The 22979-nt window shown below is 42.2% G+C and carries 20 protein-coding genes and 1 pseudogene; 8 read left to right on the top strand and 13 right to left on the bottom strand.

From position 1 onward, the window contains the following. Positions 1 to 306: 306 nt before the first annotated feature. Positions 307 to 1272, top strand: coding sequence for a transposase (locus FD724_RS25145; protein WP_179074475.1), 966 nt, complete (start codon positions 307 to 309; stop codon positions 1270 to 1272). A gap of 191 nt (positions 1273 to 1463) precedes the next feature. Here the strand turns inward: FD724_RS25145 and nadB are convergent, their stop codons facing one another. The 3 genes from nadB to FD724_RS25130 form a co-directional block, all read right to left on the bottom strand. Continuing rightward, positions 1464 to 3140, bottom strand: coding sequence for an L-aspartate oxidase (gene nadB, locus FD724_RS25140; protein ID WP_179074474.1), 1677 nt, complete (start codon positions 3138 to 3140; stop codon positions 1464 to 1466). 177 nt (positions 3141 to 3317) lie between these two features. Continuing rightward, positions 3318 to 3746 carry a photosystem II complex extrinsic protein PsbU gene (gene psbU, locus FD724_RS25135; RefSeq protein WP_114082737.1) on the bottom strand — a complete coding sequence of 143 codons (429 nt, stop codon included), beginning with the start codon at positions 3744 to 3746 and terminating at the stop codon, positions 3318 to 3320. A gap of 558 nt (positions 3747 to 4304) precedes the next feature. Beyond that, a complete protein-coding gene (locus tag FD724_RS25130; protein ID WP_179074473.1) occupies positions 4305 to 5084 on the bottom strand; it encodes a DUF3120 domain-containing protein in 780 nt (259 codons plus the stop codon). A gap of 518 nt (positions 5085 to 5602) precedes the next feature. On the opposite strand from FD724_RS25130, the gene FD724_RS25125 reads away from it, so the two are divergent. The 5 genes from FD724_RS25125 (at position 5603) to FD724_RS25105 (ending at position 13160) form a co-directional block, all read left to right on the top strand. Continuing rightward, positions 5603 to 6427 (top strand): undecaprenyl-diphosphate phosphatase, encoded by an 825-nt coding sequence (locus FD724_RS25125; protein ID WP_179074472.1) that lies wholly within the window; start codon positions 5603 to 5605, stop codon positions 6425 to 6427. A 90-nt stretch (positions 6428 to 6517) separates the two neighbouring features. Beyond that, positions 6518 to 7855: a TIGR03279 family radical SAM protein gene (locus tag FD724_RS25120; protein ID WP_179075620.1), complete on the top strand. Its 1338-nt coding sequence runs from the start codon at positions 6518 to 6520 to the stop codon at positions 7853 to 7855. Positions 7856 to 7952: 97 nt separating this feature from the next. After that, complete coding sequence (locus FD724_RS25115) at positions 7953 to 10790, top strand: glycoside hydrolase family 10 protein (protein ID WP_179074471.1); 2838 nt, start codon at positions 7953 to 7955, stop codon at positions 10788 to 10790. Positions 10791 to 11427: 637 nt separating this feature from the next. After that, positions 11428 to 11862: a hypothetical protein gene (locus FD724_RS25110; protein ID WP_179074470.1), complete on the top strand. Its 435-nt coding sequence runs from the start codon at positions 11428 to 11430 to the stop codon at positions 11860 to 11862. A gap of 86 nt (positions 11863 to 11948) precedes the next feature. Continuing rightward, positions 11949 to 13160, top strand: coding sequence for an EAL domain-containing response regulator (locus FD724_RS25105; protein ID WP_179074469.1), 1212 nt, complete (start codon positions 11949 to 11951; stop codon positions 13158 to 13160). A gap of 104 nt (positions 13161 to 13264) precedes the next feature. Here FD724_RS25105 and FD724_RS40395 read toward each other — a convergent pair. Next, positions 13265 to 14385: pseudogene (locus FD724_RS40395) on the bottom strand (ISAzo13 family transposase). Positions 14386 to 14648: 263 nt separating this feature from the next. Between FD724_RS40395 and FD724_RS25095 the strand changes: the two are divergent. Beyond that, positions 14649 to 15992 carry a sorbosone dehydrogenase family protein gene (locus tag FD724_RS25095; RefSeq protein WP_179075619.1) on the top strand — a complete coding sequence of 448 codons (1344 nt, stop codon included), beginning with the start codon at positions 14649 to 14651 and terminating at the stop codon, positions 15990 to 15992. A 116-nt stretch (positions 15993 to 16108) separates the two neighbouring features. Further along, positions 16109 to 16516: a phosphomannose isomerase type II C-terminal cupin domain gene (locus tag FD724_RS25090; RefSeq protein ID WP_114082731.1), complete on the top strand. Its 408-nt coding sequence runs from the start codon at positions 16109 to 16111 to the stop codon at positions 16514 to 16516. A 78-nt stretch (positions 16517 to 16594) separates the two neighbouring features. On the opposite strand, the gene FD724_RS25085 is transcribed toward FD724_RS25090, so the two are convergent. From FD724_RS25085 to FD724_RS25045, 9 genes are all read right to left on the bottom strand, one after another. Beyond that, positions 16595 to 17353, bottom strand: a complete 759-nt coding sequence (locus FD724_RS25085; protein ID WP_179074468.1) for a HEAT repeat domain-containing protein — start codon at positions 17351 to 17353, stop codon at positions 16595 to 16597. 168 nt (positions 17354 to 17521) lie between these two features. Then, positions 17522 to 18079: an N-acetyltransferase gene (locus tag FD724_RS25080; protein WP_179074467.1), complete on the bottom strand. Its 558-nt coding sequence runs from the start codon at positions 18077 to 18079 to the stop codon at positions 17522 to 17524. 17 nt (positions 18080 to 18096) lie between these two features. Beyond that, positions 18097 to 18288, bottom strand: a complete 192-nt coding sequence (locus FD724_RS25075) for a hypothetical protein (protein ID WP_114082728.1) — start codon at positions 18286 to 18288, stop codon at positions 18097 to 18099. Between the two features lie 195 nt (positions 18289 to 18483). Continuing rightward, positions 18484 to 18885, bottom strand: a complete 402-nt coding sequence (locus FD724_RS25070; protein ID WP_114082727.1) for an ABC transporter permease — start codon at positions 18883 to 18885, stop codon at positions 18484 to 18486. Next, positions 18870 to 20162: an AmpG family muropeptide MFS transporter gene (locus FD724_RS25065; RefSeq protein ID WP_179074466.1), complete on the bottom strand. Its 1293-nt coding sequence runs from the start codon at positions 20160 to 20162 to the stop codon at positions 18870 to 18872. The genes FD724_RS25070 and FD724_RS25065 overlap by 16 nt, the downstream gene beginning before the upstream one ends. A gap of 246 nt (positions 20163 to 20408) precedes the next feature. Next, positions 20409 to 21866: a DNA phosphorothioation-associated putative methyltransferase gene (locus FD724_RS25060; protein ID WP_179074465.1), complete on the bottom strand. Its 1458-nt coding sequence runs from the start codon at positions 21864 to 21866 to the stop codon at positions 20409 to 20411. A gap of 51 nt (positions 21867 to 21917) precedes the next feature. Then, the gene (gene dndE / locus FD724_RS25055) at positions 21918 to 22304 is read right to left on the bottom strand and encodes a DNA sulfur modification protein DndE (protein ID WP_094353029.1); all 387 of its coding nucleotides are present in this window, start codon (positions 22302 to 22304) and stop codon (positions 21918 to 21920) included. A 30-nt stretch (positions 22305 to 22334) separates the two neighbouring features. After that, a complete protein-coding gene (locus FD724_RS25050) occupies positions 22335 to 22682 on the bottom strand; it encodes a type II toxin-antitoxin system PemK/MazF family toxin (RefSeq protein ID WP_179074464.1) in 348 nt (115 codons plus the stop codon). Beyond that, entirely contained in the window at positions 22679 to 22930 is a 252-nt protein-coding gene (locus FD724_RS25045; protein WP_179074463.1) for a hypothetical protein, read from the bottom strand. The genes FD724_RS25050 and FD724_RS25045 overlap by 4 nt, the downstream gene beginning before the upstream one ends. Between the last annotated feature and the right edge of the window lie 49 nt (positions 22931 to 22979).

Raw genomic sequence — 22979 nt, 5'->3', positions numbered from 1 at the left:
GATTTTAGATTGTCGGGCTGAAGTTCCGCCGACAGTGTTAGCGAGTCTTTTTCCTTTGGGAGATAGCAAGGGTAGTTTATTAAAAAAATTACTAGAACAGGGCTGTCCCTAACTCGGCCCATAATTACATAAACCTCATCTATGCTGAAACCTAGAGTTTTTTAAAAGATTAGGACTTACGCATTGACAGAATAACAAAATAGTGAATTCATAAATAAGGGTCGTCTACTCTACAGGTATCGGACAATTAGAGAAATTACTAAACCATCGACAGGACAATGCAATCTAGACCTCTACACCTTATTTTTGCTGTCAGAGCCAAAGTTTGGGGGGTGCAGTAGGTTGGCAGAGATATTGGGAGACGTTTCACATGATAGTGTGAATCGGTTTTTGTTGAGAGAGAGATACGAACCGAAAGATTTATTCAACATAGTAGAGAAAATCATTAATTTGGTAGGAGGGGTATTAAGTGTAGACGATACAGTAATAGAAAAGATTTACAGCGACCCAAAAAATGCCGAATTAATCAGTTATTTTTGGTCAGGAAAAGCCCATAAAACTATTATTGGTTTAAATCTAATCACTTTATATTACAGCGATATTAATGGTAACTCAGTACCAATAAACTACAGAATATATGACAAAAAGGAGGGAAAAACAAAAAACGATTATTTTAGAGAAATGGTGAGTGAAATAATAAACTGGGGAGTCAAACCAAGAATAGTAACAGGAGATAGTTGGTATTCAGGAGTAGAAAATTTAAAATTTCTAAAAAACCAGAAATTGGGTTTTCTATTCGGGATTGAAAAAAAAAGAACTGTCTCAAATGAGCCACACAAGTATTCCCAGGTAAGTACTCTGGTGATTCCAGAGTCAGGATTAAGAACTCATCTGAAAGAATTTGGATTTATAAAGTTGTTTAGGAAAGACTTCAAGAAAGAAGACTCTAGACACTATATATTGTATGTTCCAGATGAGGAAAGAATCAAGGATATAACTAGAAATGAATTTATCACAATTCATGATACCCATTGGGGAATTGAAACCTTTCATCGAGCCATAAAACAAGTATGTGGAATTTGTCGGTTCATGGTTAGGGATACCTATGCAATCAAGACTCACATATTTTGTTCACTTCAAGCTTTTATTAGATTGGAGTTTATGCGGTCTGAAAAAATAATTAGCAATTGGTACGAAGTACAACGGAATATTTTCACGTTAGTTGTACGTGAGCATATTTTTGCAAACCTTAGCAGTGATGGCATTATCTAGATTTCATAGATGATTCTTTTTGTCAATGCGTAAGTCCTAAAGATATATTTATGTAGGTTGGGTGGAGTGAAACGCAACCCAACATTACCACCTTATTTATGTTGGGTTACGCGATCGCTGCACCCAACCGACAAAACTACGGTTCTCAAGGTAAACGAGGTTTAGATGAGGAATGCGGAACAGAAGAATGTTCAAGATAATATTGGAGATTTCCACCAATGATTTCTTTGGACAAGTGTGTGAACTTGCCAATTGGGGTCTGGTTGAGGATAGTCTAAACGGAAGTGTCCGCCTCGGCTCTCGGTTCTAAAAGCAGCACTTTTGAGAATTAAATCAGCCACATCTAATAAATTGCGGGTTTCTGCCCAAAGTCGCAATTGTCGTTCAACATCTGGGAACTCAAAACTAGCTGATTCTGTTGGGTGTAAAGCAAGCAAGAATTGACTTAAAGGCAAAGCAGCGAAATCTTGCTGCCAAGATTCAACAGTAGCGATCGCAGTTTCCAACTTTGATTGCTCCCGACAAATACCAGCACTTTCCCATACTAGACGTGGTAACTTCTCTCTGAGTGCTTCTAGTTGTGCTTGCTGGATGTGCCACTCACTAGGATCAATACTAAATTTCCGTGATGGCAGCACTGGTGTTTCTGATGGCAGCCCAATATTTTCCAACTCAATTTGGCTCATCTGGGCCCCAAAGACAATACATTCCAGCAGGGAATTACTGGCAAGGCGATTTGCCCCATGCACCCCGGTACTAGCAGTTTCACCCACCGCGTACAAACTCTTAATATTCGTGCGATTCATCAGATCCGCGACAATCCCACCCATCCAATAATGGGCAGCAGGCGCTACAGGGATTGGTTCATGGAAAACATCAATTCCCCAATGCTGACAAACTTTGATGATGTTGGGAAAGCGGTGACGAATCTTGTCGGCAGGGATGGGGCGCATATCCAACCACACATGGGCAGTTGCCAAATCAACGGCAGTACGTTGTAAATGGCTGAAAATTGCTCTGCTTACTATATCTCTTGGTGCAAGTTCACCCGCCGGGTGGTAGTCAAAGGCAAAACGCCGCCCTTCATTATCAACAAGGTGTGCCCCCTCGCCACGTACAGCTTCGCTAATAAGAAAGCGATCGGCACCAGGTTTAGTCAGGGCAGTGGGGTGAAATTGCACAAATTCCAAATCGCGGAGAATAGCCCCAGCCCGATATGCGATCGCTACCCCATCACCAGTACTCACAGCTGGGTTAGTGGTTTGGGCAAATACCTGACCGCCGCCACCAGTTGCCAAGATCACAGCACCCGCTTTAATCCATGTGATTTCACCTTGATAAAACAGGCTTATTCCCTGACAGCGATTGCTTTCAGGTTCCATCCACAAACTCAAAGCCAAAGCTTGCTGAATGACTTGAATATTCGGGCGACGTAATACTTGGGCGGTGAGAGTGGTTGTAACTTCCCTACCTGTAGTGTCCGCAGCGTGGAGAACACGGTTGCGAGAATGGGCAGCTTCTAGAGTTAAAGCCAAGGTTTGACCATGACGGTCAAAAGCAACCCCCAAGTCAACTAGGGATTGAATGCATTTAGGGGCAAGTTGGGCGAGAAATTCTACAGCAGTGCGATCGCACAAACCTGCACCTGCCCGGATTGTATCTTCAATGTGTAGCGTGGGAGAATCTTCCGGGGAAACGGCTGCGGCTATACCACCTTGTGCCCAATCACTAGCGGACAAAGCAACAGTTTCTTTGGTAATCAAGCCGACTCGCAAGGACTCTGGTAGACGCAGCGCTGTGTATAGTCCAGCAGCACCAGCGCCGACTACTAAGACATCAAATTGGCTAGGAATATCTATCTGAGGCAAGGTAATGGGGGAGGGGGAGGGGGCAGGGGGCAGGGGGGCAGGGGAGCAGGGGGAGACAAGGAAAAAATTTTACTTTGTCAGCTTGTCCCCCTTGTCCTCCTTGTCCCACCTCATCTCTAATAGAATAATCCCACTCCCTTGAATCAGGAGTGGGGTGCTATTGGCTACAACTGCAACTTATCTATAGATACCGTTGTTAAAGCGATCGTCTCCTTCGTTGAAGGCAGGCTCTAGTTCTGTCACGGTAAATTTATCTAAGTTGGCTTGCAGAGTTGCTTTTTGGCGATCGCTCAATCCTGGAAGATCCAATACATCCTCTACATTTTTGTAGGGAGCATTTGTGATGATTTTCTTAGCCAAGGTGGGATAAAGACCTGGATACTGTTGAAAAGCTCGGACGTTGGTATTATTCAAATCAATTTTTTTACCAAATTCCGTTCCTAGCTTCTTATCTGCCCGATTCTGCCGCTCAATTGCCAGAATTGGCACTTGAGGAAGAGCAAAACTGTTGAAACTAGCAGCTTGGGCTATCTGAGTTGTTCCCAACCATCCCCAGCAACCAAGTAACAAACTAAACACTGTTAATAAACGCGCCAATCCTTTCACGATTTTCTACCTCTTTCCATCAAACAGAAATAAAAGTTTGAAGCTAACAGTGGTTGTTAGTCATTAGTCATTAGTCATTGGTCATACTCTGCGGTAAGCCGCTAATGCGTCTACGTGAGAGCGCCAAGGATCAAAGGACAAAAGACAAAACTTGATAGCTTAATTAACACAGCAGTCATCAGAAACTAATATACAGCGTATTAATATCCACAATATTTACCGTTACTGGGTTTGACTGAGGTTTTAGCAAAAATTTTTCTCGTTATCAGAGTGTCTCTATAGCTGTAATAGGCTTCTATCAATGATCCCGGTAGCATTCGCAACGAGACGAAATCTTTTCGGGGTGGCTGATTTTAGCTTTCAAGTAGAAACGAAGCCGTCTGATGTCTAATACCGAATAACCTAGCAAGAAGACTTGAGGCTGATGGACTGTTATGTAATATTTCTTAACTAATTAATTATTGACGGCATCATTCTTGATGTGCCATAGACTGACTGGAAAAAGTTTTGCTAAGAGAAGCCTAGAGGATAATTGCAATTTTGTGAATCCTGATTTATTCACGCTGCGATCGCAGCTAACAAAAATAGGCTATCTACTAAAATTGTGCTTAAAACTGCGCCACCAAAGGCATACCAGTGTTTTTGCTTTCTACCTAATGCTAAAATTCCGACTGTTAACAGCACTAAGGCAAGAACTATGGCCCAAGTTTGTCCCCAAGGTGTTTGTACTTGCATCAGGGCATTGTGTAAGATTTGTGGTGCTAAATCTGCATCTACTCTCATAATTTGCCTCCAAGAAGGCATCAAGTCGGTTAGATAAAAATATACGTCTGTTAAAACTGTACCGAATAAAGATCCTAAATAAAACCAGCTACCAACCTTGCCCCAACTCTTCGCTAGACACCAGCAAGCAAACGGTAAGCCTATAGATTCTACTGGCAGATGCCATACAGGTTCCCAACGTAACCAGCCCCAATAAATCGCTCCTGCTAACCAACTCCAGCTAAATCCTAAGAGCAAATCGCCCCAGACATAAGTTGCAGGACGTGACATTAAGGTAAAACTTAGCCACACCCAAAATGCTGTCAGCGCTAAACTGAGAGTTGGTAGCGATCGCACTATTGGCGCTTCAACAAATACTGGCACTGATACCAAAAACACCGCCGCCGCAAACACTAACCAATTTTGTCGGGCAGAAATAGATAAGGGCAAAGAGGGAGAAAAGGAGAGTGCAGATTCCAATTGCCTGATGCCATTCTGCCCAGTATCAGCCAAATCCAACTCAGTATCAATAGAAGGTGTAGAAGCAGTGTAGGAGGACAGTGTATTATTAATCAAAGTTTTTAATATTTGTTACTAAACTTTATCTTATTTAAGATATCACATTTTAAAATCCCCCCCTGGGGCATTGTAATTATACAGACATTTCCCGGAGTGCGGGGCAGGGAGCAGGGGAGCAGGGGAGCAGGGGGCAAGGGGGCAGGGGGAAGGGGAGAAAAACCACGCACAAGGGGTAGAGCTTCAACCCTCGGTATATTTGGAACAAAAGGGCTTTTTTCCACAAGTGGGACAAGCTGACAAAGTAAAGTTTTTTCTTGTCTCTCCCTGCCCCCTGCCCCCCTGCCTCTTGTAAACGGCATCAGTCCGCTAAATATTAAAGTTTGATGAACTGGCAAAATTTCGTTGACTTATTCAGGTGGGTGTAAGAACATGGTCAGCGTCTTAGATGATGTTATTGATCGGTAAAATCGAATTTTCTATAAAATATTAGGTGCAGTAGAGAGTATATAAAGCAACATCATCATCTAGACAATGTTCATAATCATGTCTAGAACAGAAAAAAGGTATTAATTGCTATGGAGTTTATTCAAGCTTTTATTTTGGGTATTGTTCAAGGTATTACAGAGTTTTTACCTATTAGCAGTACTGCACATCTCTTGATTTTTACCAAAGTATTTGGTTGGAAAGAACTAGGTTCTAAAGATTTTGTTGATGCCATTCAATTTGGCAGTGTTATCGCTATTGTGGGGTATTTTTGGTCGCTGATTTCTAGTATTATCAAAGGTGGAATCGAAGCATTCAAAGAGAAAGATTGGCAACGTGAGGAGTGGAAAATTCTAGTTGGTATTTTAGTCGGAACATTGCCTGCCTTAATTTTCGGCTTTCTTTTGAAAGACATTTTACCAGAGAGTGCATTAATTATTGCCATCATGTCAATTATCATGGCGCTTTTACTAGCTTTGGCAGAAAAAATTGGTACTCGCAAGCGAGGTTTTGATTCACTGCAAATTCGGGATGGTATTTTAGTTGGATTGGGACAAACACTTGCTTTAATTCCGGGTGTATCTCGTTCTGGCTCGACATTGACGACTGCCTTATTTTTAGGATTAGAACGCGATACAGCAGCGAAATTCTCATTTTTATTAGGGTTTCCAACTCTTACCATTGCTACGCTGTATAAAAGTTTGAAAATCTTCAAATTATTTCAAGCCCACGAGTTACCCGATAACATTGTGGGATTGTTAATTGTAGGGATTATTTCAACCTTTATTTTTTCCTACCTATCAATTGCATTTTTGATCAAATACTTGCAAACCAAAAACACTTTGGTTTTTGTTTGGTATAGATTAGCATTTGGTAGCGCCATTTTAGCTGCGATCGCAGCAGGTTGGAAAGGATAATTAAATAATAGTCATTTGTCATTGGTCATTAGTCCAAAGTAAATGACTAATGCCCAATTCCCAATTCCCAATTCCCAATTCCCAATTCCCATGAATATTAATCCTGCCCGAATTACCAAGGTTCTACCAGACTCAATAGCCGAGGAAATTGGCTTTGAAGCTGGGGATGCGATCGTTGCAATCAATGGTACGCGTCCCCGCGATTTAATTGATTATCAATTTTTGTGTGCTGATGAAGTTTTAGAGCTAGAAGTTTTAGATGCTACTGGTAAAACTCATACCCTGGAAATTGAAAAAGATTACGATCAAGACTTGGGGCTAGAATTTGAAACTGCCCTATTTGATGGCTTAATTCAGTGCAATAATCGCTGTCCATTTTGCTTTATAGATCAACAGCCACCAGGTAAGCGCACCAGTTTGTACTTAAAAGATGACGATTATCGTCTGAGCTTTTTATACGGTTCTTATCTTACCCTGACCAATTTGTCAGAAAGAGAATGGCAGCGAATTGAGCAAATGCGCTTGTCACCGTTGTATGTTTCTGTTCATGCGACAGAAGCTGATGTGAGAATTAGGCTGCTAAAAAATCAGCGTGCGGGACAAATCTTGCAACAACTGAAGTGGTTTCAAAAAAGGCGACTACAAATTCATGCTCAAGTTGTTGTTTGTCCTGGTATAAATGATGGCAAACATCTGGAACAAACTCTTAAAGATTTAACGTCTTTTCATACTGGTGAAGTTCCGGCGGTGGCATCAGTGGCAGTTGTGCCAGTTGGGTTGACACGGTTTCGGCCTCCAGAAGATGAACTTATCCCTGTAACTAGAGAAAAAGCTCAAGAAGTGATTTCTCAAGTGCAAATGCTCTCACGGCAATTTCGCCAACAATTTGGTTCTAGCGTTGTTTGGTTAGCCGATGAGTGGTTTTTGATTGCAGGTGAAGAATTACCCAGCGAGTCTGAATATGAAGAATATCCCCAAATTGATAACGGAGTTGGTTCGATTCAACTATTTATCAAGCAATTTGCCACCGTTGCAGCAGAATTACTCCCGGCAAAAGTATATCCTCAAAGAAAATTGACCTGGGTAGTGGGCAACGCCGTAGAAAAAGCATTTCAACCAATTTTGAAACGCTTAAATTGTGTTGAGGGTTTAGAGGTCAATATGCGTGCTTTATGTAGTGATTATTGGGGACAAACTATCAGTGTAACCGGATTACTAACTGGTCATGATTTACTTTTAAATTTAGAAGAGCAAGATTTAGGTGATGGGATTTTGCTACCCAATGTCATGTTAAAAAATGGGGAATTAGTGTTTTTAGATGATATGAGTATTGAGGAATTAGCTGGCAGACTAAATACAAAAATTTTCCCACTAGCAGGAGTTGAAGATTTAATCAAAACATGCATTTCCAATTTTGCTCAGGTTTAGTTATCAAAGATCAGTTGTTTTTCGGAGGTAATTTATTGTTATGCTGGATGATAAATAAGAAGTAATGCCTAATAAATAATCCACTGAGGAGCCAGTAGTGAAGAATCGGAAAGAGTTTCATGAAAAGGCAAATTCTCACATAAAGAAAGCCGGATTCTTCATTTTAAGTTTTAACTTTTTAATTTTAAATAGTTTTAGTATTTTGCCAGTCACGGCAGCGACTGAAGAACCTGTATTGAGCGTAGTGCATAGCCAAGAAAATGCGAATCAATGGACAGGGATAACTGACCGCTTGCAGACAATCGGGGTGAAATATTGTGTAATTCCCCTAACAGATGTCAAGAGTGGTGAAGATTGGGGCGATCGCCGGGTATTATTTTTGCCAAATGTCGAGACATTAACACCAACCCAAGCGATCGCTCTTGAAGAATGGATGAGTAAGGGAGGGCGCTTGATTGCTAGCGGCCCCATAGGTAGTTTGTCATCGCCAGGAGTACGGCAGTTATTGCGATCGCTCTTGGGAGGTTATTGGGGATTCAGCCTCAGTGAAATAGAACAGATCAAGCCCACAAAAACTAAGATTCCAGAATGGGCAAATCAAACTGAACTCTTTGGCAAAATCCGCGGCGGCGTTGTGATTCCTAATGGTATGGGCACTGAATCTCCTGCTGTTTGGAATTCCAAAGATAATCCAGCCGCAGTAGTGACAACTGAGCGTACTACCTTTTTAGGCTGGCGCTGGGGAACAGATACAGCCTCAGCCGCCGAATTAGATAATGCCTGGTTAAAAGCTTCTATTAATCATTATTTGACAGCGCTAGCACCATCGAATCGGATGAAAAAAATAGTGGGAGGTTCCCCAAACTGCTCTACAACAGTAGCGGCTGCACCGAGGGGGCAGGGGGTAGGGGAGCAGGGAGCAGGGGGCAGGGGAGCAGGGGAGCAGGGGAGTAGAGGGGCAGAGGGACAGACGAGTAGTTCATCTCCCTTATCCCCTCCTTCTAAAACTGCTACTGCTCCCATACCGAGAGCGCTTCCTATAGTTAAACCACCAAGTTCCCAAGAGGCCATTGATCAGCTGGAACAGGCGGTGCGTCTAGATGTTGCACCCAACTCCAATGAGCCGATTGACAACAATCAAGCGATCGCTCTCCAACAAGAGTTAGAAAATCTCATTGGCCGGGTGGAAAGCGCTCATTTAGCGGTGTCAGCCGATGCGGTTAAGGAAGGCGTTGGCATATCTGAGGGAAAACAGTCCTCTAGGCATCTGGAAACCTACACCGCCCAATCTGTCAAGGAGCAGCCAATACAATTAGCCTCAACTAAATTGGGGGGGCTAGCCACAAGCAAAGAACAAGCCTTGGCACAAGTCAGGGTAATTGCCAAAAACTTACCCCAATTGATTGCCCAAAAAAACTATGCTCTAGCTCGTCAGCAGTGGCTGGCAGCAAAGACAATTTTGTGGCAGCAGTTCCCAGTTGATCGGAGGTTGGCTCAACCAGAAATTCGGGCAGTTTGGTTAGATAGGGGGACGATTGTTCGTGCTGGTAGCAAGGCGGGACTAGTCCAAATTTTTGATCGCTTGGCCCAAACTGGGATTAATACTGTCTTCTTTGAAACTGTTAATGCAGGCTATACCATTTATCCCAGCCAAGTTGCAAAAGAGCAAAACCCCTTAATTCGTGGGTGGGACCCACTGAAAGATGCGGTAAAATTAGCCCATGAGCGCGACATGGAATTACACGCTTGGGTTTGGACTTTTGCTGCTGGCAATCAACGGCACAATGAGATTATCAACGTTAGTCCAAATTATCCAGGGCCAGTGCTGGCGGCTCATCCCGATTGGGCAAACTACGATAATCTTGGCAACATGATTCCCGTTGGACAGACTAAGCCATTCTTTGACCCAGCCAACCCCGAAGTGCGGCAGTACTTACTCAAGCTGTACGAGGAAATCGTTACTCGCTATGACGTGGATGGTCTACAGCTAGACTACATTCGCTACCCGTTTCAAGACCCATCAGCAGGTCGAATTTATGGCTATGGCAAAGCTGCAAGAGCGCAGTTTCAGCAACTTACTGGCATAGATCCGATAAATATTTCCCCCAGTCAACCAGAACTATGGCAAAAGTGGACGAAATTTCGCACTGAGCAAGTTGATAGCTTTGTTGCCAAAGTTTCAGAGCAGTTGCGACAAAAACGACCGAATTTGATTTTGTCGGTTGCAGTATTCCCTTTGCCAGAACAAGAGCGGATTCAGAAAATTCAACAAAACTGGGAAACTTGGGCAAGGCGGGGAGATGTAGATTTAATCGTTCCCATGACTTATGCTCTAGATACTTCTCGCTTTCAACGACTAGCCCAACCCTGGATCGCTTCTAAACAATTGGGAGCTACATTGTTAGTGCCAGGAATTCGCTTACTTTCTTTACCAACAATCGGGACGTTCGATCAACTCCAGTTAGTAAGAGACTTGCCAGTCAGTGGTTACGCACTCTTTGCCGCAGAGAATTTTAATAACGATCTACAAAAACTTTTTATTAGTACCCAAGGCAGAGTTCAATCTACAAAAAGTGAACCGATTCCCCACCGCCAACCTTTTCAAACTGCCGCCATCCGTTACACTGCGCTGCAACGGGAATGGAAGTTTGTTTTCCAAAATGACCCACCAGAAAGACCTGCCCAGACAATATCAGATTTTAACAACCAGGCAGAAGTTTTACGCAGTGCTTTAAATCAGCTTGCTGCTTACCCTTCTCCTAGTAATTTACTAGTGGCAAAAGCCTCTCTAACTCGATTCCAGTCTCAATTTCGAGTATTGATGAGCCAAGAAATTAAGTCGAATTCCTATCAAGTCAAAGTTTGGGAAAATCGACTTGTAACTATAGAAAGACTATTGCGTTACGGCGAACGGCGGGTGCAGTTGCATCCCTAGTGAAGAGGCATGGCAATACTTTTCGGATAAACCCAACAATCTCTCTTTTGGTCTGGGGAAAGCTTAAAGGGTAAGGAGTAAAGGCAAATTTAAACCATTTCCCTTTCCCCTTTCCCCCTTAACCGAAAAGTATTGAGAGGCAGGGGAGTAGGGGGAGATAAAAGGGACAAGGGAGAATCATTGAACAAGTTTCTTCTTTGTATCTTCCCAATTCAGAACTACCAGGATATAAGCCACTTTGTAATTCTTAACACAATTTTTGCTGTGTTTATATCCCAAATATTCCTATTTATTTAGGGCCAAAATATTGGAGAATACTTAATATAAGCAGCTTTAGATAACTATTTTTTGATATATAAAACTAGAGGTAACACCAGTATCAATACTGCTCAGTTAAGCATTTTAACTCGAAACTGGGTTTGGGTAAAGGTTAAATGGTAAAGGTTAAAGGTTTTTCCTTTCCCCTTTAACCTTCCCGTTTTCCCCAAAACCCGACAAGTATTGATACCAGTCTTAGTTCATTTGAGGTAGGATATCAAATTCTCGTTAAGAGACAATTACCCAAGTACAAATGGTCACTAGCACGCGCTATAGTACTGACAGACACGACAAATCGAATCACCTCATTGGAGTTTCTGTGAATAGTACCTCCCATGTAGCAAAAGTAGCATTGCGTGAGGGTGAAAGACGATTTCGCACTATCTTCAACGCCACTTTCCAGTTTATCGGATTGCTAATAGCAGAAAGCATCGTGCTAAAAGCGAACCAAACAGCACTCAACTTTAGCAAGCTACAACTACAAGATTTAGTTAGGCGTTCATATTGGGAAATATGGTGGACGCTACTTGAAAATTTTCAACATTTGCAATATTTATTCTTCTCCAGCCCAGCAGAAACTTACATCTGCAAGAATTGGGAAGATTTTGCTAGTAAATTTATGAACAAAAATGTTTTCGCTATCACGGGTTATCAAGTGTGGAAAACAGTTAAATATTCTGGCTTTTGGACTAGCCATTTCTATTCGATTATAAATGTTAATTGTAAAAAAAACTATAGCTATCTACAAACATAAAATCTTTGTCACAAGTACATCGGGATTTGGTACAAAGTTTACTGTGATTATATCATTAAATAATAAAAAATAAATTGAGGTAACTTATGCCCAAAATTTTAATAATAGAAGATGAGGAAGCAGTCCGTGAAAATATTTTAGATTTGCTAGAAGCTGAGGATTTTGAAACCATTGCTGCCGCTAATGGTAGGATCGGCGTGCATTTGGCTATCTGTGAAGTTCCTGACTTAATTCTCTGTGATATGATGATGCCAGAAATTGATGGTTATGGCGTTCTAAGCGCGTTACGCCAAGATCCATCAACGGCAACAATTCCCTTCATTTTTCTCACTGCCAAATCTGCCAAATCTGACTTTCGTCAAGGTATGGATATGGGGGCAGATGACTATATAACTAAGCCCTTTAGTCGGGCTGAGTTATTAAGTGCCATCATGAATCGGTTGGAAAAGCACGCTACTTTAAAAAGATATTTATCTACTCAGACTACAATTAACAACTTGTCTCCTAAAATGCAGTTGTTAGAAATTTGCTTGCACCGAGCTATCAAACAACATAAATTTCAAGAATTTGAAATTTATTATCAACCAATAGTCGATATTGGTTCTGGGAAAATAGTAGCTGCTGAAAGTTTATTGCGCTGGCAAAGCCCAGAATTGGGGATAGTTTACCCAACAGAATTTATCCCGTTAGCAGAGTCTACGGGTTTAATTGTCCCAATCGGTAAATGGGTATTAAAAAGTGTATGTAAACAAATAAAAATCTGGCGTGATGCCGGAATTAATTCCTTGATTGTTGCTGTCAATCTGTCAGTAATTGAATTTAATCAACCAGATTTTATTAAAAAAATAGTCAATTTTATAACTATTAATAATTTGGAACCAAATGACTTAGAGCTAGAACTAACTGAAAGTATGATTATGCAAGACGTAAATAGTGCGATCGCTACTATGAGCAAATTGCAATCCTTGGGTATCAAAATTGCGATCGATGATTTTGGTACAGGCTATTCTTCTCTAATCTATCTTAAAAACTTACCAATTAATACATTAAAAATCGACCGTTATTTTATCCATAATGTTGCTAATGATCCCCAAAAATCAGCAATTACTAAAGCATTAATTCAAATGGGTCACAATCTCAATCTAAATGTAATCGCTGAAGGTGTAGAGACGGAAACAGAACTTGCTTTTTTGCGTCAACAAAACTGTAATTCTATGCAAGGTTTTCTATTTAGTCGTCCATTACCAGCAGCAGAGGTTGAAAATTTTTTATTGACTAATAAATGCTTATATGCATAAAGATTGGGAATTGGGCATTGGGAAGGGGGAATTGGGAATTATTTTCCTAGTCTTTAATATTCTGATAGTTTTACTAAGGGATTTGCAAGAAAATAAGATACCAATTAAACGGGGAAAATTGTGATATCCCATTTAGGTAGAGTTTCGGAAGGTTGCCAGAAGGTTTGGTAGTGTTCTAACTCTTGTGAGAGAACCTTGATTCCTTTTTCATAGGTTGCTTCAACACGGTGAACAATGGGTGCAATCCCTTTCCAAGTCATATTGGAAGACCACTTGATGGCAACTTCAATCGAATCCAGAATTGCGCCATTCCAATAGTTCTCTAGGGCTGCCCAACACCTCTCTATGGGATTGTACTTGCTATGGTACGGAGGATAGTAAATCAGTCGGATTCTTAAATTAATTGCTTGAGACAGTTCAACCATACGTTTGATAAACTGTGTGCGGTTACTGCGAGTTGCTGCACCACCATCAAGGTCAATCACCCATTCATCATAATCTTGGTAATCGTGTTGATTCTCATACCACCAAGCAGTTAAACAATCGACAATAAAATCACTGGTTTCAGCCGACTGACCTAAGTAAATCGTAAGCTTTTCACTGTGTGTGTTGAGAATGCCAAAAGGAACTAAGACTGCCTCCCACTGTGTATCGTGGTCATCCGCAGCTTTTGCTTCCAGTGTCCGAGCTTTACCACCTCTGGAAAGATTGCCAATCTTCACCTTGGCTTTAGTATCGATAGAGACTCGCAACGATTTGGGATTCTCATCCGATGCCTGATTTTCCTGAAACACATTGTCGAAAATGGCATCTGTTTGCGGAATCTTTTTCAAGGGCTTTGTTTTTTGTGTTTTTTTAGGCGATACCCCAAGCTATTAAGAATCTTCCCCAGAGTTTGACGAGACGGCAATTGACTGTGGTCATAACCTATTTCACTGATTAATGCTTCTCGTACCGCTCTGGCACTGATACGAGCATATAGAAAGGTCGATTGAAATTTTGGATCTGCTTGGGCTTGAGCATCTACCAAAGAACAAATATCTGCTTCTAAATTGGGCAGAATCTCAACACTATTATGTCGTCCCCTTGCATGATAGTTATCCACACAGACTATCCCTGTCCGCCGTTCATGCAAGCCAAGTTGTACACAGGAGCGATTCCATCCTAAAACTGTTTCTGCAATGCGTGCTGAACTATCGAAGTAATCTTCAGTAACTTTTGCCATGAAGTCTCTTTTACAGCTGCCAGTTAGTTTCTTGGCTGCATCTTTGAAGGTAGATTTTATGGTGTCGGTAAGCATGAACCCTGTGATTCCAATTCTAGAAATTCAGAGCAAACGCGGGCAGATCCGCGCCTCCTATTCTTCTAGAATGACTGGTATTTTATTTTCTTGCAAGCCCCTAAGTAAGAAAAATCGGACTTTAGACTGGTGACAATTATTAAGTCTCAAGTCTAAAGTAAGAAAATTGTGTCATAGTGTCTACCGCCATGAAAGTCTCTGCACGTTTCTTGCTGCCAGTTTTGTTACTAACCTTGACAGCAGCGTGTAACCAGACTCGCGCTTCATCAGATAATCCCACACCACAAGAATCTGTACCTTCTGCCCAACCGACACAGAATCCTACACAGCCAAAAAATATTGTCCGCACTGAAGCACTTTCGCCTACACCCATTCGGATAAATCTGAAAAATTTACCAGCACCGTTTGCAACAGAAAGTGCTTCCAAGAGGCCGGAAGTTGTACCCATTCCGCAAAATCCAGTGCTGCGCGTACCACAAGGCTTTACAGTTAACGTTTTTGCCGAAGGTTTAGATGCCCCACGTTGGCTAGCTTTAACTCCCAATGGTGATGTTCTGGTGACTGAAACCGGGCAAAACAGAATTCGTTTGTTACGTGACAGCAACGGTGACGGCGTAGCCGATGTTCGAGAAACCTTTGCTAGTGGGGACAACGGACTCAATAGACCCTTTGGTATGGCTTTTGCAGATAATTCCTTTTTTCTGGGGAATACAGATGCTGTGGTGCGTTTTCCCTATACTCAAGGTCAAAACAAGATTACAGGTAAAGGGGAAAAAATCGCCGACTTGCCTGCTCAAGGTTATAACAATCATTGGACGCGCAATGTCGTTGTCTCACCCGATCGCAATAAATTATATGTCTCAGTTGGATCGGGAACTAATGTAGATGAGGAACCCCTACCACGGGCTTCGATACAGATAATGAATTTAGATGGTTCCCAGCAACAAACTTTCGCTTCCGGCTTGCGTAACCCTGTTGGTCTAGATTTTCATCCTGTAACTAAGGAACTTTACGCCAGTATTAACGAACGCGATGGAATCGGTGATGACTTGGTTCCAGACTATCTGACACGGGTTAAACAAGGGGCATTTTATGGCTGGCCTTATGCTTATCTGACACCAAATAACCTCGATCCCCGTCAAAAAACGGATGGCAAAAGTAAACGCCCCGAATTAGCAGCCCGTACTCAAACGCCAGATGTCCTATTCCAAGCGCATTCAGCAGCATTGGGTTTGCAGTTTTATGATGGGAAAACATTTCCAGAAAAATACCAAAACGGTGCTTTTGTTGCTTTTCGTGGTTCTTGGAACCGCGATCGCGGCACTGGTTATAAAATTGTATTTGTTCCCTTCGATGCTAAGGGGCGATCGCTTGGCTACTACGAAGATTTTCTCACAGGTTTTTTACTAAATCCTTCTGTACCAACCACTTGGGGACGACCTGTAGGTTTACTGGTGCTGCCAGATGGCAGTTTACTGCTAACAGAAGAAGCTAATAATCGGATTTATCGGATTCAGTATACGGGGGGATGAATAATTCCCTAGAGTAAAGTTACAGCAGTTGTTACTGTATATGCCTATCCAGGTTTATCCCGTTTACTGATAAATTACAGAAAAATACTAATACTTATCTGGTTGAGAAATTCATTATGACTCCCAACGAAAATAATACTCAGTCAAATACCAACGAATTGCCTCCACATTCAGGCACACGATACTGGGGTGAGGTGGAGGTGATCGAAGAGGGAGATACCTATAGAATTAGCCGTGTTGAAATCAAGCCCAGACACGGCATTAAACCACAAATTCATTATCACCGTAATGAGCATTGGGTTGTAGTTTCCGGTGTAGCCAAGGTTACTTGTGGCGATGCTGAAATATTACTGAATCGAAACGAATCAACTTATGTTCCCGCAGCAACCCTACATAAGGTAGAAAATCCTGGACATATCCCGCTAGTTATTCTGGAAATTCAAAATGGTGAGTATTTGGGCGAAGATGATACTGAGCGCCCTTATGACTTAAATTTGGTCAAATCTGTAGCTGAAGGACAGTAAGGAATGGGGGAGCAGGGGACAAGGGGACAAAAGAAAACTCCTAACTCCTAACTCAGCACTCAGAATTGTTTTGCCCAATCAAAACCATCCTTCTTGTTCCAAGGTTTCAATCAGCTGTAAGCCACGTGGATCACCCACTCCTAACAGTGAAGCTTTCGCATCTTCTCGGACTCCCAAGTCTTGGTCTTCGGCAAAGGCTTGAATTAGAGCATCGATCGCTGTGGCATAAACTACATTAGAAGGTAGTTCGCGGCACAATTGACCAATTGCCCAAGCACTGTTGCTCCGCACTGCTGCCACGGGATCTTTGACTAAGGCTTCAATTAATGGTGGAATTGCCCCAATAACTGCTTCATAACCAACCTCTGCCATCTGTGCTAAGGCGCTAGCAGCCCACAAACGCACTGCGGAAATGTCAGTTCTTAGGGCATCTGCAAGGGGCGGTAAAGAACGGCGATCGCGACAGTTTCCTAAAGCCCAAACAACGCCTTTACGCACGTAGCCATTCCAATCACTGTTTAGTTGAGCAATTAATGGAGCCACTGCTTCTGAACTGGGATTGCGTCCGAGAGCATAAGATGCGCTGACCCGGACTAAGGGACAAATATCAGTTAACAGGCGAATCAGATGGGGGGTAGCACGCGCATCTTCTATATCACAAAAAGCACGCGCCGCTAGCATTCTTTGCTGGGGCTGGGGATTTTCCAGGAGGGCTAGCATTACTTCAGGATCGGGCTTCACCACAACTGAATCGTCAGTTAATGGCTCTATTTTATCTAGGGGGCTTTCTAGTTCCTCCTCAATATCGAGTAGGCTTAGATCGTCTTCGTCATACATAATTTCATTTCAATCCCGAAAAGGGATTAACACATAATCCCCCGTGCCAATAAGTTAAAACTTTATAAGTTGCGTAATTATACACTTTCTTTTCTCCTCGTCGAATTTTATCCAAACGAGAACCGCCACATACTCAAACACTAAAGTATATTACGGCTATCCTCTATTTTATTTTTCTGCACTCAGGAATTTTACCATCCACAGGGATTGGGTTTGATAACCTAACTGATTGTAAAGATTTAATGCGGGTTTGTTTGATTGAAACACTTGTAATCCAATCTGGCGATCGCCTCTTTGAATAGCCCAATTTTCTACATATTGCATCAAGGCTGTACCAACACCTCGCCGCCGATGTTCTGGTACAACGTAGAGGATAAAGATGTGAGCATGACGATTACCCTGCACTTGATCTATGGCATTGCCCACCCAAAGGCAAGCGATGGGGGGATGGGGGGCAGAGGGGCAGAGGGGCAGAGGGGTAGAGGAGAGAGATTTGTTATTGCTCCCCTGCTCCCCTGCTCCCCTGCTCCCCTGCTCCCCCTCCTCTTCTACCCACCACAAGGGCGTATCGCTAGAAAAGTATTGCTTAACTGTTTGCTCTAGGTGAGAAAAATCCTCATTGGGAAAGAGATCCTGGTAAGTTCGGTGCATGAACTTAAGCAGTAGCGATCGCTCCAATAAGGAACCACGGCGAATAATATACCCCGGTAGTAGTTGCTCAGACACTTCTGGCGTTTATTGACTTAACTAGCTGAGTTTTGGATTGCTGGTGGCAAATTAGCGGGAGTGGGTTGAGAACTTACCCCAACCTCTTCAATTGGTGCGGGTGCTGCCATATCAGAGGGTAAAAATATGCGGGCGCTAACTGCGACTAGGGCAAAGACAAATACCAAAACTACAAGCAGTGGAGCGATGTATTGACGAAAAATAGCCATATTTTAATTACAAAGAGGGCTAGGAACTCTTACGAGAACTTAGCTGAAGATTTATGAAGTATTCTTTATTTTAGCAATTTTCTGTATATGGAAATGGGGAATGGGGAATTAGGAATTGAGTATAATTATTCTCCTTGTCCCCTTGTCCCCTTGTCCCCCTGCTCCCTGCTCCCTGCTCCTGCTCCCGCAGCACTATTAGCTGCGTTCTAAGTCATCAAGCACTCTTTCGCAATACCAATTTTCCGGCATCCCAGGATAAGTTTCCTTTGCCTGTTCAATTAACCGTTCGGCTGCGGCAGTGTCACCAGATAATTTAGCGATCAGTCTGTTTTTTAGATAGCTATCAGATACACCATCGTCTACCTGGTTTGGTATTCCTTGATTTATAGTTGATGGTCGGGACTGATCTCTTCGTAACTGCCAAAATAAAACGTAATAAAGTGTCCCAAAAATTAAAATTAGGCTGAGTGTTCCGAAAAAAGTTAAGAGGTTAAATGCTAGAAATCCTAGAACTAACTGCGAGAGAACATAGCCAAGTAATAAACCAGTAAGTAAGAGGATGAATGTACCGACAGCAATAACTACTTGATTCCCCATATATCCTCTTCTTCGTCCTCAAGTCCTGGTCTTGATACTGCCACTGGCTGAGGGTTCCAGGGGGCAAATACTGGTAATAGCAGTAGTCCTGGTACGGCGGCGGCGATGGTAATTAAGAAAAATACAGGCCAACCCGTACTTTGAGCGATCGCGCCTCCAGGGGCCGACAGAATATCGCGGCTGACAGCCATTAAGCTGGATAACAAAGCATATTGGGTTGCGGAAAACTTCTGGTTACAAAGACTCATCAAAAAGGCAACAAAGGCTGCTGTCCCCAATCCACCACAAAATTGTTCTACGTTGATGGCAAGTACCATAGCTTGGTAGTTTTTACCGATGTATGCTAGAAAAAAGTAAGCTAAATTACTTACTGCTTGTAGAATACCAAAAACCCAAAGCGATCGATTGATGCCAATCGCACTCAAAATTGAACCACCTGCTAAAGCACCAACAATCGTTGCAATTAACCCCATCCCCACTTGAATTGCCCCAATGTCGGTTTTGGTAAAACCTGTTTGCAGCAAAAAAGGCGTGGTCATATTGCTTAACAAAGCATCACCGAGCTTGTATAGGGTAATGAATGCAAGCATGAGAATAGCTTTGATAATCCCTTGACGCTGAAAAAATTCCCCAAAGGGCAAGATGACAGCATCAACAAGAGAAGCTGGAGGGCTAATTTCCTTGGGTTCCGGTGCGAACAAGGTGGCAAAAATACCAATTACCATTGTCCCTGCCATAAACAAGTAAACCGATGACCAAGGTAGTTTGTCAGCAAGTATCAAGGCTAAAGCACCTGCGACTAACAGGGCAATTCGATAACCTAAGATAAAAACTGCTGCACCAGCACCCATTTCTAGCTTTTCTAAAACATCGGTACGGTAGGCATCAACGGCAATATCTTGAGTTGCACTGATAAAGGCAATGACTATGGCGTTGATTGCTAGTAGTTGTAATGCTTGTTTGGGTTGTTGGAAAGCCATGAATGCGATCGCTACAATCAAAGCAATCTGCGTCAAAATTAACCAACCCCGTCGTCGTCCCAAAATTGGTAATGTGAACCTGTCTACCAACGGCGACCACAAAAATTTTAAGGAATAAGGCAAACTCGCAAGGCTAAACCAACCAATAGCGGCTAAATCTACCTTCTCTACGGTCATCCAAGCCTTTAAAGTATTACCGATTAACAATAACGGTAAACCCGATGAAAAACCTAAAAATAATAAAGCCGCCATCTTGCGACTACCGAAAACACCCAGCAGCGATTTAATTTTCCTCATAGGTTCAATTTTTTGCCTCTTTTGAGGAAATATCAATAAGATACAACGAGGAAATGCAAAAGTATATCATGTAACTAGTACCTATAAAGGTTTGAATTATCAAAGCGGCAAGAGTTCTTTATTAATCCCAATCGGGTATTGAAACCTGCCATAGCTGCTGTATGATTTCCTGCAAACATGACAAACTACCAAGATTTACTTGGGTTAAATACAAATTCAGGATAACCTTATAGTGTCAGCGTTTTATTAACTTTCTTGAATTGGATAAACCTGATGCCCCCTGATTTCTACTCTGTGTGTGGCAAGGCATTTTTCCCAACCTTCACGCGTACCGATGTCGCTTTTTTGGTTAAGCAGCCCTAATTCCTGTTCTTGTTGGGTGAGTTTAGCAAATTCTTGGTAGCGTGGATAGTTACTAGTAACAAATGTTTCCTTACGGTGCAAAATCGGCGGATTTTCCCTAGTTGCATAGTCTCGATGAGTGACGACTAGGGTTTTTAAATCAATACCGATGCTGGCTTTTAACGCCGGATGCGGATCAGTGTCGAATTCGGGGTAAGACAGATAGGATATTTGCGGCTTATCAGTGTGATATTTAATTAATGTGGCTTCATCGATACGCCCAATGGTACGACTAGCGCAACCTTCACAAATTCGTAGTACGGGATCAAGTGCTGCTAATGCGGAAACATGGACATAAAGCGCACCACGTGTATGTTTACCAATTTTGCTTTTTTCACACGCAGTTTTAATCACCCCAGGTTTACCTAAACTGAAAAGCTTTTGGTCGGCTACTTGACAAGCTTCCTCATAGCTACTAAAAAAGGCTTTGATATCGTGACGCATTTCTGGGGCTAGTTTTTGCCATGCCGGACGTTTATCAAAGTGAGTCAGGGCAAGATAAACTTGGATATCCAGAGAACGACGGTAAGCGATCGCATCCCATTCAGCCTCATCAGTAGCTTGCAAAACTACAGCAAAGGCGCGGCGAAAGTTACCAAATTCGCTCAGTAATTCCTGTTCATTTTCCAATTCGCCTTTCACAGGTAATCTACCGCGTTTGGTAAAGAAAGCCATGAGTGGTTGCAGCTGTTCTTGATAGTCTTCAAACCGCTTGATGGGGATACGGACTCGCGGTGTAGAGGTCGCAGAAAAGAAGCGGATAGCCTTGTAACTTTCTTTTTCAGCTTCATCTCGAAAAACAAAGTATACGCCTAGTGCGATCGGTACTGCATCAACATTTAGGACTTCATCAATATAAGTTTTGAGTTCTTGTTGTTCGTAATATTTCTGAAAAGTATTGCGGCGTGTCACAATGCCATCATTGTAAGCAAGTTGGGTTTTACTGGGAGCGTTAATCAGGATTTGAGCCGCGACAATTAAAACTTTCCCGGTGAGTTCCCAAGCTTGGATCAGGCTTTGACGGCGTTCCTCTGAATCTTCAATCACATTGAGGACATAACCCAGGTTAACCACATCGGCCGGGGTGCGTGGTACATCAGGATAATAGTAAGGGTCCCAACCTGCACTGGTATAGCCTAAGTTTTTTACTCGCTGGACATCACCACCGTAGCCGCAACCGTAGTCAAAAAAAGTGGTGTCTTGATTGAGGATTGACCCTTCTATAGCCAATCGTACAGGGCGAGATATATCAATGCGAGCGATCGCAGCTCTATGACGCTCAATTTCTAGCGCTTCAGGCATAATATTAATTGTCAGTTAACGGTGAACAGTTAACAGTCAACTAATATCCTTTCAATTTTTAACCGCTAGTTCAATTAAATCTTCAATTTTCTTGATATTTGGATCGCCTGCTAAGTAGCCAATACCGCGATGCAAATGTAAACGGAATTGGATGGCAAGGGTTTCTTTATCGGTGGGATAACCGTCATTGTGACAGCGTTGCTTGAGGGCGAGGAGGAGAATATCGGACATTTCGCCGCCAAAAACGCGCCAACTCATTTCGACGTTGCTATCTTGGGGAATTGGGACGGGGGAGGGTGTAGTTGATTCTGCGAGGGAACGACAAAATGCCCAACGGCATAGGATATTCCATTGGTCGATTTTAGTGCTGCGCTTAAGTTTGGTAAGTTGGTCTTTAGCTGTTTGAGAGAGTTTTATTCTTTCGATTGGGGATTCCATAATCTTCCTAAAAATTTAAGTAGTTTTTGCTCATAAACCCAAACAGTAGCGAACCGCAGTTTCAACTTCAAGCATTTTGGAGTCAGAAATTTTGCCAGATGGATCAGCAGGAAAGCGATTTGGATCTAAAGAACGAATTTGAAAACATAAAAATACTGTTTCTATAAGCAATCCACTATCACTTGCGGAGACTCGGATATTAGTTGGATAATCACGCTTAATATTTGTTCCTTTCGTACCAACAATTACAGTCACAACCAAAGGTGATTTATTTATAGCATCTATAGATAAAACTAAAACTGGTCTTGTTCCTGCCTGTTCTCGACCCAGCACTGGATTAAGATTGACAAAATAAATTTGTCCTCTCTCGATGCTCACAGTTTTTCCAAACCATCCATTTCTGTAACCTTAAATTCATTATTGATAGAGGTGAGTTCTGTTTGTATATCTAAATCAATAGCCATTGCAACTAATTGTTCATTCATATATTTAACATCAGTGAATTTATTTACTATTTGCTTTCTTTCTTGCACTTGTTTTGCGATCCGTTCTAATAACCATTCTAATTCTTCTAATGACAGAACACGTAGGTCATTCTCTATTTTTAATACATGGGGCGAGTTCATGATTGTTTATCTACTTTCCAAAGGTCGTGATATATATTGTAAATATCTT

Source organism: Nostoc sp. C057, assembly GCF_013393925.1.
In the GTDB taxonomy this organism is placed as follows: Bacteria; Cyanobacteriota; Cyanobacteriia; order Cyanobacteriales; family Nostocaceae; genus Nostoc; species Nostoc muscorum_A.
Note: the sequence above shows the minus strand (reverse complement) of the source record. Positions and strands in the feature narration are given on the sequence as shown.

Excerpts from the sequence above, each read along its gene's own strand:
- FD724_RS25125 (WP_179074472.1), top strand. The coding sequence starts at position 5,603 with ATGGAGTTTATTCAAGCTTTTATTTTGGGTATTGTTCAAGGTATTACA.
- FD724_RS25120 (WP_179075620.1), top strand. The coding sequence starts at position 6,518 with ATGAATATTAATCCTGCCCGAATTACCAAGGTTCTACCAGACTCAATA.
- FD724_RS25105 (WP_179074469.1), top strand. The coding sequence starts at position 11,949 with ATGCCCAAAATTTTAATAATAGAAGATGAGGAAGCAGTCCGTGAAAAT.
- FD724_RS25095 (WP_179075619.1), top strand. The coding sequence starts at position 14,649 with ATGAAAGTCTCTGCACGTTTCTTGCTGCCAGTTTTGTTACTAACCTTG.
- FD724_RS25090 (WP_114082731.1), top strand. The coding sequence starts at position 16,109 with ATGACTCCCAACGAAAATAATACTCAGTCAAATACCAACGAATTGCCT.
- FD724_RS25085 (WP_179074468.1), bottom strand. The coding sequence starts at position 17,353 with ATGTATGACGAAGACGATCTAAGCCTACTCGATATTGAGGAGGAACTA.
- FD724_RS25075 (WP_114082728.1), bottom strand. The coding sequence starts at position 18,288 with ATGGCTATTTTTCGTCAATACATCGCTCCACTGCTTGTAGTTTTGGTA.
- FD724_RS25070 (WP_114082727.1), bottom strand. The coding sequence starts at position 18,885 with ATGGGGAATCAAGTAGTTATTGCTGTCGGTACATTCATCCTCTTACTT.
- FD724_RS25065 (WP_179074466.1), bottom strand. The coding sequence starts at position 20,162 with ATGAGGAAAATTAAATCGCTGCTGGGTGTTTTCGGTAGTCGCAAGATG.
- FD724_RS25060 (WP_179074465.1), bottom strand. The coding sequence starts at position 21,866 with ATGCCTGAAGCGCTAGAAATTGAGCGTCATAGAGCTGCGATCGCTCGC.
- dndE (WP_094353029.1), bottom strand. The coding sequence starts at position 22,304 with ATGGAATCCCCAATCGAAAGAATAAAACTCTCTCAAACAGCTAAAGAC.
- FD724_RS25045 (WP_179074463.1), bottom strand. The coding sequence starts at position 22,930 with ATGAACTCGCCCCATGTATTAAAAATAGAGAATGACCTACGTGTTCTG.